Here is a 15,217-nt window from a genome sequence, read left to right on the forward strand (position 1 = left end):
AAATAAGTTTGGAACAAAAATATCTTATCAACCCTACATTATATGAACCTCAAACAATATAGTTTGAAAAGAGGTTAATCAAATTGTATTATCTATATCATTCAAGTGAATTTTCTGTCAAAATTAACATGACCAATTATTTAATTCAGTCATGTTATACAACTAATTTCACCTAAAATCGTAGAAAGTGTAAAAATATATAGTTAATTTTAACGTATAGACATATGATTATTATATATAATTTTGATTAATATGTTTAGCTAAAGTGTTTGAACTCCCCCCATTTTCACTTCATTCTATAAAAGGTTAATCATTAATGATTACTGAAATTAAATTGTAACAAAGCAACTGAGATATAAATATATTTGCTTTTTTCCATTTTGATTTTGTTAATACTTTGTAAAAAGGGTTTAAAAAACTAGAAACTTATAGTATCATTAGATTTCGATTCGGACCGAACCGTCCGGTTTGTAATCTTGTATAAATATATTTAGAAGGAGAACGTTATGCAGAAAGAAAAATCAAAGATTATAGGTAATTTAATTATGGGGGCAATAAAGTGAACTTTATAAAAATGAATAAAAAAGAACTTATTATGCTAATAATTTATACAATGTTTGCACTACTTCAAATTGGCTTGTTCATATTATTTGGCCTATCCCTTTTAACTAACAGCAATTTAGTTGAATCAGAATTTGCTCTTAGTGCCATCGGTTTGACTGTACCTGCTTTTGTAGGAATAATTTTCTTTAGAAAAGAAATTATTGAAAGTTTTATTTATTTTAAAGAGAAGACAATTCTAAAAATAGTAAGCATTCCTATGGTTGTTTTATTTACAGTAATTGTAGAACAAGCTGTTATGCGTTTTCTAGCAACTGGTCAACCAGAGAACCAAGAACAGCTCCTTGAAACGGGTGCGGAGATACCTCTTATATTTACATTGCTTGTATTTGGTATTCTGGGTCCAATACTTGAAGAAATTGTGTTTCGGCATATATTATTAAATCGTTTTTCGCGTTATATTAGTACTGCAATTGCATCTATCATTTCAATTATAATTTTTACAGTTCTTCATACAAACCAGCTTTCGGATATTGCTATTTATTTACCTGGCTCGGTGATACTTACTGCGGCTTATCTTATTTCTAAAAGATCCATTGCATATGTTATGGCGATACATATGTTAAACAATTGCATTACTTTCATTCAATTGCATATGTCATAGCGATACATATGTTAAACAATTACATTACTTTCATTCTAAACTAGACTTGTTTCTGTTGTAGAGTTAAAAAAATAGAAATAGATATTAATAAATGGGATTACAATTTAGATAGTGACTAATGATTTGTGTAATTCCTTGCACTTCAAAAAACCACAGTTTGGATGTAAACTGTGGTTTCTTTTATATAGGGGGCCCACCACATCGCTATCAAGCTAACAAAACAAAATACCCCCTAAAATAAAAAAATACTCCCCCTTTAATAAACAGAGTTTTATTTTTTATCTGTCTACCTAATGGGGAGCATATCAAATCTTTTTCGTAAATTGATTCTTTTTATTTGCCTTAACATGTTGGTTCAAACGATATTTTCTATCAAATTTTAACTCATAGCTACACTTATCCCACTCTTTTATCTTCGCTTTCTGATTTATGCAATATAGATTCCCCTTCAACATCTATATTTGGAAGAATCTTATCCAGCCATTTTGGCATATACCAAGCTGCTTTCCCCATCAATGTCATAACAGCTGGAACAATAGTCAGCCTAACTACAAAAGCATCAAATAGAACTCCAAATGCTAGACTCATACCTATAGCCTTTACCATTGGGTCTGGCATAAGCATAAAGCCAAAAAATACAGCTATCATAATTAATCCTGCTGCAGCTACAACTTTTCCGCTGTCTCTCATCCCTGCAAGTATAGCTTCCTTTGGATTGCCTGTATGCGTGTAAACTTCCCGCATACGACTTGCAAGAAACACTTCATAGTCCATTGCTAATCCAAAAAGGATACCAATTGTAAGGATTGGCAAGAAGGCAAGAATTGCACTAGAAGAAGGGAAACCAAATAAATCAAGGAGATTTCCATCCTGAATAACAAACACGGCAAATCCTAGTGTTGCAGCCAATGAAAGCAGGAAGCCTACTACTGCTTTTAAAGGAAGTAGTAAGGATCTAAATACTAACACTAAAAGAACGTATGCTAGTCCTACTACAAGTACTGCGAATATAGGTAATGCTGTATTTAGCTTTTCTGTTATATCTATATTGACCGCTGTTGTACCAGTAACTAATAACTCAATGTCATTTTCTTTTTTTGTTGTATTCGATTTTTCTCGAATATGCTTCACAAGATCCTTAGTTTCTATATCATTTGGTCCCGTTTCTGGGGTCACAGTGATAATAAAAACGTCACCAGAAGAATTAGGGAAAGCTGGCGTTACACTCTTAACATTCTTTAATTCACCAATTTCTTCTGTAATCTCCGCCATTGCTTTTTGTGTCTCTTGTGAGTCTTGTTTTTTACTATCTATTTTTGCTGCCACAACTAGAGAAGAGTGAACACCTTCTCCATATGCTTCTGTCATGAGATCATATGCTTTTCTTTCCGTTGTATCTTTTGACATTGTATCCCCATCATCGGGCAGTCCTAGGTTCATATGGAAAAAGGGGATACTAATGACAGCAAGTAATGCAATTGCCAGGAAAGACATAACTAACGGATGTTTTGTAACAAGATTCCCCCATTTATTCGAAGGTACTTTGCCTGCTTTTGCACCCGTGATTTTTTTTAGGAATTTATTTCCTGTAGAAGGATGAAATCTATGCCCTACTATTCCTAGTATAGCTGGAAGTACGATGATGGAAACCAATACAGCACATAATATACTAATAGATGATACTGCTCCCATCTTTGTTAAAAATGGAATCTGCATGACAGATAATCCAAGAAGTCCAATTATTACAGTGATACCAGCAAAAACAACAGCACTCCCTGCAGTTCCAGTTGCTATAGCAATAGATTCTTTAACGGTATGTCCTTCGCCAAGTTGTTGTCTAAATCGAGTCATAATAAATAAAGCATAATCAATTCCAACGGCTATTCCTAACATGATAGCCACTGAAAGCGAAAGATCCTGCAATTCAATATAATTAGAGCCTATCATTACTACGAGCATTCCAGTTCCTAATCCTATAATAGCAGTGATAATAGGCATCCCAGCTGCTAGGAAAGATGTGAAGGTAATCGCCAAAATTATAAAGGCAATAACTATTCCAATAACCTCCGATTCACCATTTGATTCGACTACAGTAAATTTTACATCACCGGTTAACTCTGTTTGGATTCCCCCGTCACGAGTTTGTTCAATTTTGTTTAATACATTCTTCTTAGATGATTCCTTTATATCTTCAGCATCATTCTTATAATTTACAACAGCATAACCCATGGTATTATCTTTAGTTAAATTTTTAAGTTGCATAGGGGTTGCAATTGATTCAACATTTGAATCATCTTTTTTAATATCAGACAAAGTATCCGTAATCACTTTATTTATCTGTTCCGAATCTAATGTCTGATCTTTTGGAGCTTTAAAAACTATTTTAATTTGAGCACCAGCACTTTGAGATTCGGGGAACTCTTTTTCTAGCAACTTACTTGCTTTATCAGCTGGTGTACCTGGAATCGTTAACTCATCATTGAAAGAGGGACCTAAACTTCCAGCTAGTATCCCCAAGATGAATAAAATTCCTAAGGTACTAAAAACAATACCCTTCCCGTGTTTTGCTGCCCAATTACCTAATTTGTAAAGATACTTTGCTATTTTAATCTCCTCCAACTTCGTTATTTACAATAGTAAGTACATGGTACTAAATGTTTTTTTTGTATCCCTTATGTACTATTTGAATTTTATTCCTACAGGAAAAACGAATTTTTGTATACATTGACAGAAATCAAATTCCCTTTATAGAATAAGCATAGTCTTCATCAAAACATTTGTATTAACATTAGTACTTACGTTTGTAAGTATAAAAGAGGGGCGAGGTTTTTCAAGTACTTTTAGTTAAATAGAAGCTAAAACTAACAAAATGAAGGGATGTGTTAGCGCTGAGAAACTCACGTCAGGATGGTATATATTCCCAACAATACATTATAGAAGCTTTGGGCCTACTGCTGCAAGAAAAAAAATTGGAGGATATAACTGTTACGGATCTTTGCAAAAAAGCTGGAGTTGCAAGAGTTACATTTTACAAATACTATCGTACCATTTACGATGTGCTTAATGCCTCTATGCAAAAAGCTGTCGACAAATTTTTAGAAGAAATTACTTATTTGGATTCTCATGATAGTCTTCGACTTTTTATAGAAGGTTTAATAAGTTTTATGGCCAATGAGCGTAGTCTAATGAAAAACATAATAGATTCCAATATGTCTGGTCTTCTTCTTGATTATATTAATTCCGCAATGAAATCTATATTTGAAACAGACAATCCAATCAGTAATAACATGAGCAGAACTCAAGCATTATTTTTTATTGGTGGATTCTTTAATGTCTTCATTGATTGGATCAAAAGATCGTCAAGGGAGTCTCCTCAATCTTTAGTTGAAAAAATATATGAGATGTTCCCAATAAAAAAAGAAATCTAGAAAATTTTTTCTTCTACTAACCCGCCCCTTTTTGTGAGATAAAAATAGCTGCCAAAATGGCAGCTATAATCAAAGAAAGTCTTTCTTACGAGTGTTGAAAATTTATTTAATATTATTGGCATTCCCTTTCAAATTGAAAAATATCTTGATTGATCATTTGATGAAAGTATTTATCCATTTCTTCTGCTGAAACACTTTTTCTATTTTGTAACCACCATGAAATTAACGTTCCAGTGACAGCCGAATAGAATTCGATAATTAGCTCATTTGGCATCTTATGATTTTTACAAAGTCGATTTAGCTCTTGATTTTCCAGTTTTTTCATTTCATGATTTTGATACTGTAAACGGTTACTAAATTGCTCATCACCCATTTATGACTCTAACATTTTACCAAACTCTTTATGATGCAAGCATTGTCCCATCACTTGAAATGGCCTAGTTAATCGATCTAAAAGTGGTATCTGAAAAACTTCCTCTTGAAATTTGTTAATTCCAACTGCAAGTAAGGCATCTTTATCTTCAAAATGTTTATAAAATGTTGTTCGATGCACGATCACAGATTTGATTTATGGTAATAAAACTATATTTCTGTTTTGATTGCGTCATTAATTCAAATAAAGACTCCCACAATAATTTATGTGTACGTCTAACACGTAAATCCAGCTGTTCCTCATTATTTTCCATCTACACTTCTCCTTTTTTGTAGATTAATTATACAACTTGTGAAAATTGATTCTCCCCTTTTAATCTACATGTGTATATCATATTTCATATAATCCTTAGTATACAATTGTATTAAAAACAATCAATGCAGGAAGTAATCTAAGGGGATTATGTTTCTGGATCAGACGAATTAGGTAGTCAAATTTTGTTCTATTGTACTCTAATTAAGCATGGAGGGATTTGCATGGAAAATACAGTAATTTCAACTTCTGAAATTAAGGGTTTAAAAACTAAATCCGAAGAATTTGCTCCATTTTCTTGGTATAAAAAAATGCTGACGGAGCATCCAATTTACTATCATGCAAGCACGGACACTTGGAATGTTTTCAAATATGAAGACGTTAAGCGAGTGCTTACAGACTATGAACTATTTTCAAGTAAGCGCCACCGTTCTATTTCCCAGATTGGAGCAGAAACAGAGGAAGGGAGCGTCCCAGATCGCTTAAAAATTAATGAAACGGATCCACCGGAACATCGTAAGTCACGTTCACTGCTTTCGGCTGCTTTCACCCCTAGAAGTCTCAAAACTTGGGAGCCACGTATTGAACAGATTATTAACGATTTGATTGGCGAAATAGGGGATAAGTCGGAGATCGACATTGTCAAAGATTTTACAACCCCCCTTCCAATCATAGTAATGGCCGATTTGCTTGGGGTTCCGTATAAAGACAAGCTGCTGTTTAAGAAATGGGTCGATATATTATTCATGCCGTTTAATAGTGAAAATGCCGAGGAAGTGGGTCAACAAAAAGCGAAAGCAGCAATGGAGTACTTTAATTATTTGTATCCAATCGTTGTGGAAAAAAGAAAGCAGCTTTCAGACGACATTCTTTCCGATTTGATTCAAGTTGAAATCGAAGGAGAAAAGTTTACGGATGAAGAAGTTGTTCGTGTGACTATGTTTCTTCTTGCGGCGGGTGTTGAAACAACAAGTCTTTTGTTGGCTAATTCATTCTACGCATTGCTATATGATGCTCCTAAACTTTACGAAGAATTAAGAAGCGATATAAACCTCGTACCTAATTTTGTTGAGGAGATGCTGCGTTACCGTTTCCACGTTATTGCATTGGACCGTGAAGTGAAAGTAGATAACAATGTTCTAGGTGTTGAGTTGAAGAAAGGTGATTTGGTAATCACTTGGAATAGCGCGGCAAACTTTGATGATGATGTATTCGAAGATCCATTTACTGTGAATATTCACCGGAAAAATAACAACCGGCATCAAACGTTTGGCAATGGGCCGCATTTCTGTCTCGGTGCGCCACTGGCGAGATTGGAAGCTAACAAAGCGTTCAAAATTTTTATAGAAACATTTTCTCGCATTGAATCGGTTCCAAGCTTCAATTTGGAGGCAAGTTTGCAGACTTCAGCTGCTGGGCAGGCTTTATCCAGTTTACCGCTGAAAGTTCATCGTTAGGCCAAGTTGTTCGGTAAATTGGAGTGTCCCAAAAGTCATCAAAAATGACGGAGGGACACCCTTTCTTAGTTTTGAAAATAATTTCTAATCTTCTATTTCAAATGCAAAGACATCTTGATCGATCATTTGATGGAAGTATCTATCCATTTCTTCTGCTGAAACACTTTTTCTATTTTGAAACCACCATGCGCTTAACGTTGTAATTACACCCGAATAGAATTCGATAATTAACTCATCTGGTATTGTATGGCTTTTACAAATTCCATTTAATTCTTGATTCTCCTTTTTCTTCATTTCACGAGTGTGAGAATGTACAAAGTTACTAAATTGCTTATCATCCATTTGCGACTCAAATATTTCACTAATCTCCTTATGATGTAAGAATTGTTCCATCACTTGAAATGGCTTACTTAATCGATCTAAAAGTGGTATTGTCGAAGCTTCATCTTAATATTTTTCAAATCCAAATGCCAATAACGCATCTTTATCTTCAAAATGTTTATAAAATGTTGTTCGATGCACCATTGCACGATTACAGATTTGATTGATAGTAATGAGGCGGCACCCCATCACCATCAAGCTAAAAAATAACCCCCCCCCCCAAAAATAAAAAAACGATATTCTTTCTATGTCTAATAATCAAGCGACTTAATTCAAAAAAATGAAACCTGTTAGGGTTTATTTCGTATGCAAATCATTAAATTAACTACATGTATCCTCTAGAAAAAAAGAAATAAACTCTACTATTAGTGACGTTGTATGAGCTTAGCTTGATAGCGATATGGTTCTACCCCACTTTGCCATCAAGTTAAAAAAATTATTTTCACCCAAAACAAAAAACGAGCTGAATTCACATAAATAACTGTGGAGAGATAACAATTTTATTTTGGGAGTACTTTAAAATATTAGCTTGATGGTGATGTGGCGAGAACCCTGCTATTCCTCAATATAACGCTAATGAGGTAATCACATTTTTACATTGTAATTCATTCTATTTGGGGTACAACCGAGATACGTGTAAAAATAGGTCATAGTCTTACTTTTATTTCCAATGTTATTTAAAATGAGTTTTTTGTCTAGTATCTCTTTGTAAAAATCCTTGGTATATCTAATAAATATTTCATTGTTTTTGATTTAAAATAAAGTCGGATATTTTATAATAAAGTTTGATTAAAAGTCCTGTATGATATGCAGGATTTTTTTGTTCCGCAAACGAGCCATATTATAGAATAACACTTATTAAGTCAACTGGGATTGAAGAAAGAATGTTATAATAAATTTTATTATTTTACTGTTTTGCATTGGAGGCACTTAACTTGGAAATTAGGAAAGCAAATAAAGAAGATATAAAGGGCGTTTCAAGGGTTTATGTTGATAGTTGGAGGACTACTTATCGTGGTCTAGTACCTGACGATTATCTGGATAAATTATCGTACGAAGATGCAGCAAAAAGATGGATTGATTTTTTAAATAACGAAAATGAATCTTTTATTTATGTTGCGATTAATGATACAGGGAATATTATAGGTTTTGCATCAGGTAAACGTATTAATGAGAAGAATTTTGATGGAGAACTATATTCGCTTTATCTCTTACAGGAATGTAGAGGATTAGGTGTTGGTAGGCAGCTTATTTCAGCTATCGCTAAGCATTTTAAAGAAAAAGGTATTTATTCTATGATGGTTTGGGTAATGAAACAAAATAAATCTGGACTTGGTTTTTATGAACGTATGGGAGGAAAAGAATATATTCATAGGACTAGTACGTTTGGAGGAACAGTAGTAGAGGATGTTGCGTATGCCTGGAAGGAAATTTCAGACTTATGTGTTGAGTAAAAGTAACAAAGGTGAACCTTGTTTAATTAACAGGTGCAATCGTTTAAGCTCAAAGGTAGAAAATGATCAAACTTTTTTATAAAATCGAAACTTAAATATGCTAGAGAAAAAGCCATTTTGATCAATATTTTTTCAAAATGGCTTTTTTTATTTACCATAAAATACGGGTTTGTAAGGTGTTTTTAACCAAACTTTATTTCAAAGCAACAATTGTTTAACTTATTATCATACGATCGAAATTAAGTATTTACAGTAACCAATCGATGGATGATTGGGTTAACCCATAATAGACAAATTACTTAATAAAAATAAACAAAACGATATTTATAATCTCAATAAATCGATTCTGGAAATAAAAGTAAGACTATGACCTATTTTTACACGTATCTCGGCTGTACCCCTTTATGAGATGTTGGAAAAGAAATAAACAACAAATACAATTTTCCTAGTCTATAGAATGATTCTTAGCATTTTCAATCCTAATGTTAATGGAGATGAATTTCATGGGAGTAATTACGAAAAATGGCGATAATATAATTAATTTTGATTTATTTACAGAAGAGTACGGTTGCATAAAAGTTGAATTTAAGCAAAAAGAAGGGGAAAGGTACTATTTATATGCTTTTCGTAACGATTTATCTGAGTGGGATTTTAATAAAGGTGAATTAATTTTAGTGACCCACAATGAAGATAAAGTTAAAGAAATCTCCTCAAAAGTGTTAACTTTATATGTAGGTGAATTCTTTTGTAAAGAGTGTTTTAGAAAAAAAGATATTGAAAAATTATCTAAGAAAGATAATACAAAATATTGGTGTCATAATTTTTGGAAACAAACCCCGAATCGTACTAAAAAATTACTACAAGATGAAATTTTATATTCAATAGATGATATGGATTGGTCTATGGTAAAAAGTATAACTAATAATGATAAACCTTTTGTTTTCTTTGGAATATGTTCAGATTTTTGCATGACTCATGAAGAATTCAAAAATAATGATGTAATACAAGAAAAAATAAAGTTGATGGACGATATATGGGAAGAACTAATAACAGAGGAATTAATGAATGGCCCTGAAAGTTTATTAGAAGATATATTATGCGACCATATATTCATCATTGAAGAAGGTATGTATTTTATAGAAAGACAATATAGAGTTGAAAATGGGATTATTGACATTATAGCAAAGGATGAAAATGGCACTAAATGTATTATTGAATTGAAGACGGTTGATGATGATAAAAGTTTAGTGTGGCAATCTGCTTATTACCCATCCTGTTTCAATGAAGATGTTCGTATGATTACAATTGCTCCCAATTATTCTAATCGAATATATAATGCCCTTAAAAATATAAACAATGTTGAAATGAAAGTTTTCGGCAAAGGTCCAAACGGGAAATTGGATATAAAAGATTTTGATACAGGAGAATCTGAATTGGAAGTAACAGAGGAATCTTCGATTATCGTATGAACAGTTAAGCCCTATATATGTAGGGCTTTTTTATTATTACTCCTAGGTAGAAAAGTAGAAAAGTATACTTTTCTACTTTTTCGTAGTTTACAATATGCCTTTCCAAAACCACCACTAGCTCATTTACACGATTATCGATATAAGAAGTAGTTTTAAGCATCAGGTAATACAAATTCCATTTGCCGACTCTGTGTTTTAAATCCAAGCTTTTCGTAGAATCGTATAGCTTTCTTGTTAAATTCTAAAACATTTAATTCTACACTTGTTGCTTGTATTTCTTCAGCATACTCAAATGTTTTTTGAATTAATATTTTTCCTATTCCTGTTCCTTGACATATTTCACTTACACCAATATTGCGGATAAAGAGTACTTTTCTCTCAACTAACTTTGGATTTTCAGATGGTTCTTTAATATCTAAGATTATATAAGCAAGAATCTCTTTATTATTGTCCTCTACTACAAATACCTCTATGGTTTTATCATTAAGCCATTCTTCGTATGCATTGTGATCCAAAGAAGCTGAAGTATCAGAGTAAATATCTGGCCTTCCCTCTATATGCAACTGTTGAACTTGCTTGTTTATATTTGATATATCCCAAAAATCTTCTAAAGTAGCTACTCTTACTGTGAAAGGTAAAACTTCATTAGGCATAAATACATTCCCCCGAATGTTTTATTTAAAGTTGGTTTAACAAAATCCTGACGGTACCCCTTCTTATTCTTACCAGAACTTCCACCAAGGCTTTTTCTTCTCTTTCGCTGCAGCGCGACCTCATCCCGAAACTCCTGCATCATTCTCTTCGTTTCCTGCATCTCACGTAGTGTCTTCATAAGTGTTTCATCCCGCGCTTTCACTCGTTTTTCCACTCGTTCATTATGCGCTTCTACACTCGCTTTAATTTCCTCATTATTTTGCTTTGCCTGGTCACTTAATCGCTTCTCCATTGCTAACATACTCTGATTCATTTCTTTCGCCATAACGCCGTACTGCTGCTGGAGTTGTTCTTGAATGTGGAATGGGATTAAACTCTTATCTTCAGGTTCTTCTTTAATTAGATCCGGATTAACTTTTTCTATTCGCTGCGTAATCATCTTCGCTGCCTTTTCTAGCGTCATACCGTCATGCTTACTCAGTTCAATTAATTTCTCAATCACCATAATGTCATTGTCTGTGTATTGGCGTCTGCCACGATTATCCTTCTTCACTGCGAATCCTTCACGTAATAATACTTCATTGTACTTTCTAAGGGTGCTATCACTTATTCCTAGTCGTTTGTATACTTCACTAGCAGAATAAACAATTTCGTCCGTCATAACGTCACGACACCTCCTAGTGAGAGTATTCCATGATGGTTAAAAAATTCCTGCAAAAAAGCAAACGTCTATTTATACAGATGACATTTGCTTTTCTTCTAATTCTTTTATTTATCTCTCCAATATTTCTATCCGTTTATCTTTAATCTCAATAAGTTCAGACATTTCTTCTCGTATTTCACGTGATTTCGTATTAAATTCTTCTTTATGTTTAGCAATCTCCAACATGCAACTTTTAGACACATGAACAGGACATACGTTAATAAATAAGAACTGGTTTTATAACCCAAATAATAATTATTTAATTCGCTCATCCCCCTTACAAAATTAGTGAACACAATATAATAAGCATATAAGAGATGGTACTAATCGATTAATAATCAAACATTACTTAGGAAAGAGGCATACACATGAAATTAAAACTAGAATTCAGATCATCTAATGGAACAAAATTAAAAATTAATATGGACAAGAAACAGCGAAACTCCACCTCGTTAGAAAAGATTTACTTGTCAGCCCAAACCCTATATGTTTTTATTAAGCTTGTACAAACATTAGTTAGTTAACTACTGCTTGTTTTCGTTCGTTGTGTTCGTTTGTTTGGTTATCTTTCCTTAACAACAAACAAGACGCCACCCAGATCACGGCAGCGCCTCCGAAAATTGATATTGGTTTAATCAAGCTTATTTATCTTCACGTCAATTATATTTTTCTTTGTCTCCATACCCCATTCTCTTTACGATAAGTATTTTTGCCATTCATGAAGTCAGCTGTATTACCAGGAATTCTATATTTTTTATCCTTTTTCTTTGCCTTCTTCTTCAGACTTTTCTCTTCTTGAACAGCTTGCAAATCCGCCTTCCATTGTTTTAACAAATCCTTTTCACGTCGCATCGAATTTGTGCCCCTTGGTTTAAATGTGAATCCAATAATTAGATTCTTCCTATTTATATACTCATTTAAACCAAATGTCCATTTTGTAAAAAATAAAGAGCACCTTACGATTGCAGGTGCTCAAATATATGAAGTGGGGCTACCCCATACTCCAACATATGCTTGTCCTTATTAAAAAGTGCAAAATAAAAAGAGTACCCGTCATTAGGTACCCTTCAACAAATAAGTATGGCGCTCCAAGTTTCATCTCATATGATAACTCGTCCCACGCGAGTTCATCATATGCTTGTCTTATTAGAATGTGCACTGGTTTAATGTGTAATTTCTATATAACAAAGAAAAAAGCACCCATTTCGGATGCTTTAATAATCAGAATTAGTAAAAGTACTTTTTACGATAACCACAACTGCGACATACATATCCAACTGAATGCCCATGGACAACTTCACCGTTGGGAAATTGTCTAGAATCTCTCACTGGAGCTGTTCTTGGGAAACTAGTCAACTTACTGCATCCTTCGCATTTCAATCCAGCTGACGACTTTCTTGTTACTCGTAATACCATGGTTTCGCCCTCCCTTCGTTTGTGTTTAATTTAGTTAAACCACTCCGAAGCACCAAGTCAAGAACTTTTTGGGTGGTTTACGAAACAAATAGCCGTTATCCGAAAATAACGGCTCACAAACTGTATAAAAAGGGGATGGGAGAAAAGAGAAAACAAATGGCAAAAGCTCTTCTTCTCGTTTATACTCCGTAGAGTTGGCTCAATACTTCAGCTACTTAATGTCATTTTCATCTTTTCTGGCCGATATCGAATTATAAAGGATTAATATCAAGACGCGTGTGTTTCTTCCGACGCCTTGTTTGAACCAATACACTAAGGGGGACGGAAGGGGAATGTTTCCGCTGTATTGGCTCAAACAAAGAGCGAAAGCTCTCTGCTCTCGTTATATTCATTAATAAAGATCGTGAGTAATTACTAATCAAAGAGATTACGTATACATTTTTAGAATTTTAGAATGCAAGTGTCACTCAATCACGAGCAACCACCCCATTTCCATTTTCATGAAACGACGTTAACAAAGAATAAATGGAGGCTGTTATGTTTAATATCAACCCAGAGGACATGGCGGCCTCTGAGCTGAACACTAAACATAATAGAAACAGCATGACGAATGCGAGTTAGCTCACACCCGCCACACTGGAATATGTCATTGTTATACATTCATTGGTCTTTTCGTCTTAACGCGGGTTCTTACCGCCTTGCCCGCCCTACTATGCGGTGTACGTTACCGTGACATTCTCGCATAAGAACGTTTCACTTATAGGTGTACTAATCCTCTTCCTTATGCGAATGTCAAAGGGCTTGTACATATAATTTATAATTTTTGACATTTTATTTAGTCCCCCAAAAAGTTCGCATTTTGACCGCGTTTTGTTCGCTATTTTTAGATGATTCCTAGTGCTGTAGCAATCAATTTAACTGCACTCTGCTTCTTCTCATAGAAGTATGTCTTCTTGAGTAGTAGATCATGATAAACATCTGAATCTTTTACTCTCTCGTTCGTCAGGAACTTACGCTCAACGATGTTACGCTCGTCTTCATCTAATAAATTATTAAACGCCTTCTCAACCTGTTGCACCTTCCATTTACTCGCATTCCTTGAATCACGTAAATCAGGGAACAAACTAATTCCTTCCTGCTCCACATCATTACTAAATCTCATCTTGAGCGCTCTGTATTCCTTTAACACTCTTACTACTTCCTTTTGTACTTTCTTATCATCGATAGCCGGTAATAATGTTAATTGTCTCTCCATGAAGGAATCCCCCTATTTCGTATTTTGGTTTTTACATTCATATCAGGTACGTGAAATTTTACTATCTCTTTGTTGAATAAAGAAAACATACATAGCGAGTAGCCCCCACCATCCACTCTGCATGGTTCCGTTATCCATTAAGCCTTTAATAATTTTCGTTTCTTGTTAGTCATCTTCTCTTTCGCTGCTTCTATGTTATTTGTTACTTTCTTATGGTCCTGATCAAATTGAATCATGCCATCAAACATAACTGGAGCTACTGCCTCATCAACGTATTGTAAGTAATCAACTAGTGCTCGTTCTGTCTGCGCTACTAAGTACCCATAAATATCGAAGTCTGCTCGCGGAATTGACTTCTTACCTTTTGGCTGTTGCGATATTCTTACATAAGATTGAATGACTGATAGTGGTACTAAGAATACTGACTTATCCTTACTAAACTCTATAAGGAAGAAACATATTGCTCCCATCTTCTCCGCTTTCTCCAGGTAATCCAGCTGATGTTGCGCGATGTTCTTTAAATCAAATCGTCCAGCGTTCTCTGTAGACTTCGCTTCAAATGTGATAGCTCGTCCTTTATACACGCCATCATAGTCTACTGTACTTTTAGCTTCATAGAACCCATTTAGCACACGACCACCTTTACTTTTTAACACCTTCACAGGAGTCGGACGCTTGTTTATAAGCGCCAATCCCCCTCTTTGATACATTTCATTTGCTAGATTAATAAGCATTTCAAATGCCATTCCACGGTTTCCTAGTCCCACTGTTATTTCCTCGCTTTCTATTAGAAGGATTATTTTATTAAGTTTCTACAAAATGGTAATTAATATATAATTAAACTATTCAAATCTTAGGTGGTGAAGCAAATGACTGATACGATACGAATTGTTCTTTTCACTCTTGTAGGAATAAGTGCCGTATTTTCTGTAATTAAAGAATTTCAAAAACCAGGAAAGAGAAATTTCTGGATTACATTCGAAACTTTGATTCTAATCGGGGCAGCTTGGATGTTAATAGGGCTTCTCATGTAACCTACATAATTAATAGACCCCCTGAATAAAACTCAATATTCCGTCAATACTGTATA

General features: G+C 34.0%; 13 protein-coding genes and 3 pseudogenes. 6 read left to right on the forward strand and 10 right to left on the reverse strand.

Features of this window, described 5'->3' with window-relative positions:
• The first annotated feature begins 559 nt into the window (after positions 1-559).
• Positions 560-1,225 carry a CPBP family intramembrane glutamic endopeptidase gene (locus tag DN410_RS11380; protein WP_149176583.1) on the forward strand — a complete coding sequence of 222 codons (666 nt, stop codon included), beginning with the start codon at positions 560-562 and terminating at the stop codon, positions 1,223-1,225.
• A gap of 396 nt (positions 1,226-1,621) precedes the next feature.
• On the opposite strand, the gene DN410_RS11385 is transcribed toward DN410_RS11380, so the two are convergent.
• Positions 1,622-3,829 carry an MMPL family transporter gene (locus DN410_RS11385; protein WP_179958606.1) on the reverse strand — a complete coding sequence of 736 codons (2,208 nt, stop codon included), beginning with the start codon at positions 3,827-3,829 and terminating at the stop codon, positions 1,622-1,624.
• 275 nt (positions 3,830-4,104) lie between these two features.
• Between DN410_RS11385 and DN410_RS11390 the strand changes: the two genes are divergently transcribed.
• Positions 4,105-4,653 (forward strand): TetR/AcrR family transcriptional regulator, encoded by a 549-nt coding sequence (locus tag DN410_RS11390; protein ID WP_149176585.1) that lies wholly within the window; start codon positions 4,105-4,107, stop codon positions 4,651-4,653.
• A gap of 112 nt (positions 4,654-4,765) precedes the next feature.
• On the opposite strand, the pseudogene DN410_RS11395 reads toward DN410_RS11390, so the two are convergent.
• A pseudogene (locus DN410_RS11395) lies at positions 4,766-5,339 on the reverse strand (TetR/AcrR family transcriptional regulator).
• A 223-nt stretch (positions 5,340-5,562) separates the two neighbouring features.
• On the opposite strand from DN410_RS11395, the gene DN410_RS11400 reads away from it, so the two are divergent.
• Positions 5,563-6,795: a cytochrome P450 gene (locus DN410_RS11400; RefSeq protein WP_149176586.1), complete on the forward strand. Its 1,233-nt coding sequence runs from the start codon at positions 5,563-5,565 to the stop codon at positions 6,793-6,795.
• 84 nt (positions 6,796-6,879) lie between these two features.
• On the opposite strand, the pseudogene DN410_RS11405 reads toward DN410_RS11400, so the two are convergent.
• A pseudogene (locus DN410_RS11405) lies at positions 6,880-7,425 on the reverse strand (TetR/AcrR family transcriptional regulator).
• A gap of 686 nt (positions 7,426-8,111) precedes the next feature.
• Here DN410_RS11405 and DN410_RS11410 point away from each other — a divergent pair.
• Together DN410_RS11410 and DN410_RS11415 are read left to right on the forward strand one after the other, a co-directional pair.
• The gene (locus DN410_RS11410; protein WP_149176587.1) at positions 8,112-8,630 is read left to right on the forward strand and encodes a GNAT family N-acetyltransferase; all 519 of its coding nucleotides are present in this window, start codon (positions 8,112-8,114) and stop codon (positions 8,628-8,630) included.
• Between the two features lie 503 nt (positions 8,631-9,133).
• On the forward strand, positions 9,134-10,099 hold the full coding sequence (locus tag DN410_RS11415; RefSeq protein ID WP_149176588.1) for an endonuclease NucS domain-containing protein: 966 nt from the start codon (positions 9,134-9,136) through the stop codon (positions 10,097-10,099).
• 152 nt (positions 10,100-10,251) lie between these two features.
• Here DN410_RS11415 and DN410_RS11420 read toward each other — a convergent pair whose 3' ends face one another.
• The 7 genes and pseudogenes from DN410_RS11420 to DN410_RS11445 form a co-directional block, all read right to left on the reverse strand.
• On the reverse strand, positions 10,252-10,752 hold the full coding sequence (locus tag DN410_RS11420; RefSeq protein ID WP_149176589.1) for a GNAT family N-acetyltransferase: 501 nt from the start codon (positions 10,750-10,752) through the stop codon (positions 10,252-10,254).
• Positions 10,753-10,821: 69 nt separating this feature from the next.
• A pseudogene (locus DN410_RS11425) lies at positions 10,822-11,414 on the reverse strand (DUF3967 domain-containing protein).
• A gap of 111 nt (positions 11,415-11,525) precedes the next feature.
• On the reverse strand, positions 11,526-11,657 hold the full coding sequence (locus DN410_RS28425) for a hypothetical protein (RefSeq protein WP_255446729.1): 132 nt from the start codon (positions 11,655-11,657) through the stop codon (positions 11,526-11,528).
• A gap of 459 nt (positions 11,658-12,116) precedes the next feature.
• Positions 12,117-12,308, reverse strand: a complete 192-nt coding sequence (locus DN410_RS11430; RefSeq protein WP_071710022.1) for a hypothetical protein — start codon at positions 12,306-12,308, stop codon at positions 12,117-12,119.
• A 375-nt stretch (positions 12,309-12,683) separates the two neighbouring features.
• Entirely contained in the window at positions 12,684-12,872 is a 189-nt protein-coding gene (locus DN410_RS11435; protein WP_149176590.1) for a hypothetical protein, read from the reverse strand.
• A gap of 883 nt (positions 12,873-13,755) precedes the next feature.
• Positions 13,756-14,127 carry an ArpU family phage packaging/lysis transcriptional regulator gene (locus DN410_RS11440; protein ID WP_149176591.1) on the reverse strand — a complete coding sequence of 124 codons (372 nt, stop codon included), beginning with the start codon at positions 14,125-14,127 and terminating at the stop codon, positions 13,756-13,758.
• A 137-nt stretch (positions 14,128-14,264) separates the two neighbouring features.
• Positions 14,265-14,894, reverse strand: a complete 630-nt coding sequence (locus DN410_RS11445) for a Holliday junction resolvase RecU (RefSeq protein ID WP_149176592.1) — start codon at positions 14,892-14,894, stop codon at positions 14,265-14,267.
• A gap of 102 nt (positions 14,895-14,996) precedes the next feature.
• On the opposite strand from DN410_RS11445, the gene DN410_RS27930 reads away from it, so the two are divergent.
• Positions 14,997-15,161, forward strand: coding sequence for a hypothetical protein (locus tag DN410_RS27930; protein WP_179958601.1), 165 nt, complete (start codon positions 14,997-14,999; stop codon positions 15,159-15,161).
• Positions 15,162-15,217: the final 56 nt, after the last annotated feature.

This window comes from Bacillus sp. SH5-2, from assembly GCF_008368905.1.
GTDB classification, from domain to species: domain Bacteria; phylum Bacillota; class Bacilli; order Bacillales; family Bacillaceae_G; genus Bacillus_A; species Bacillus_A luti.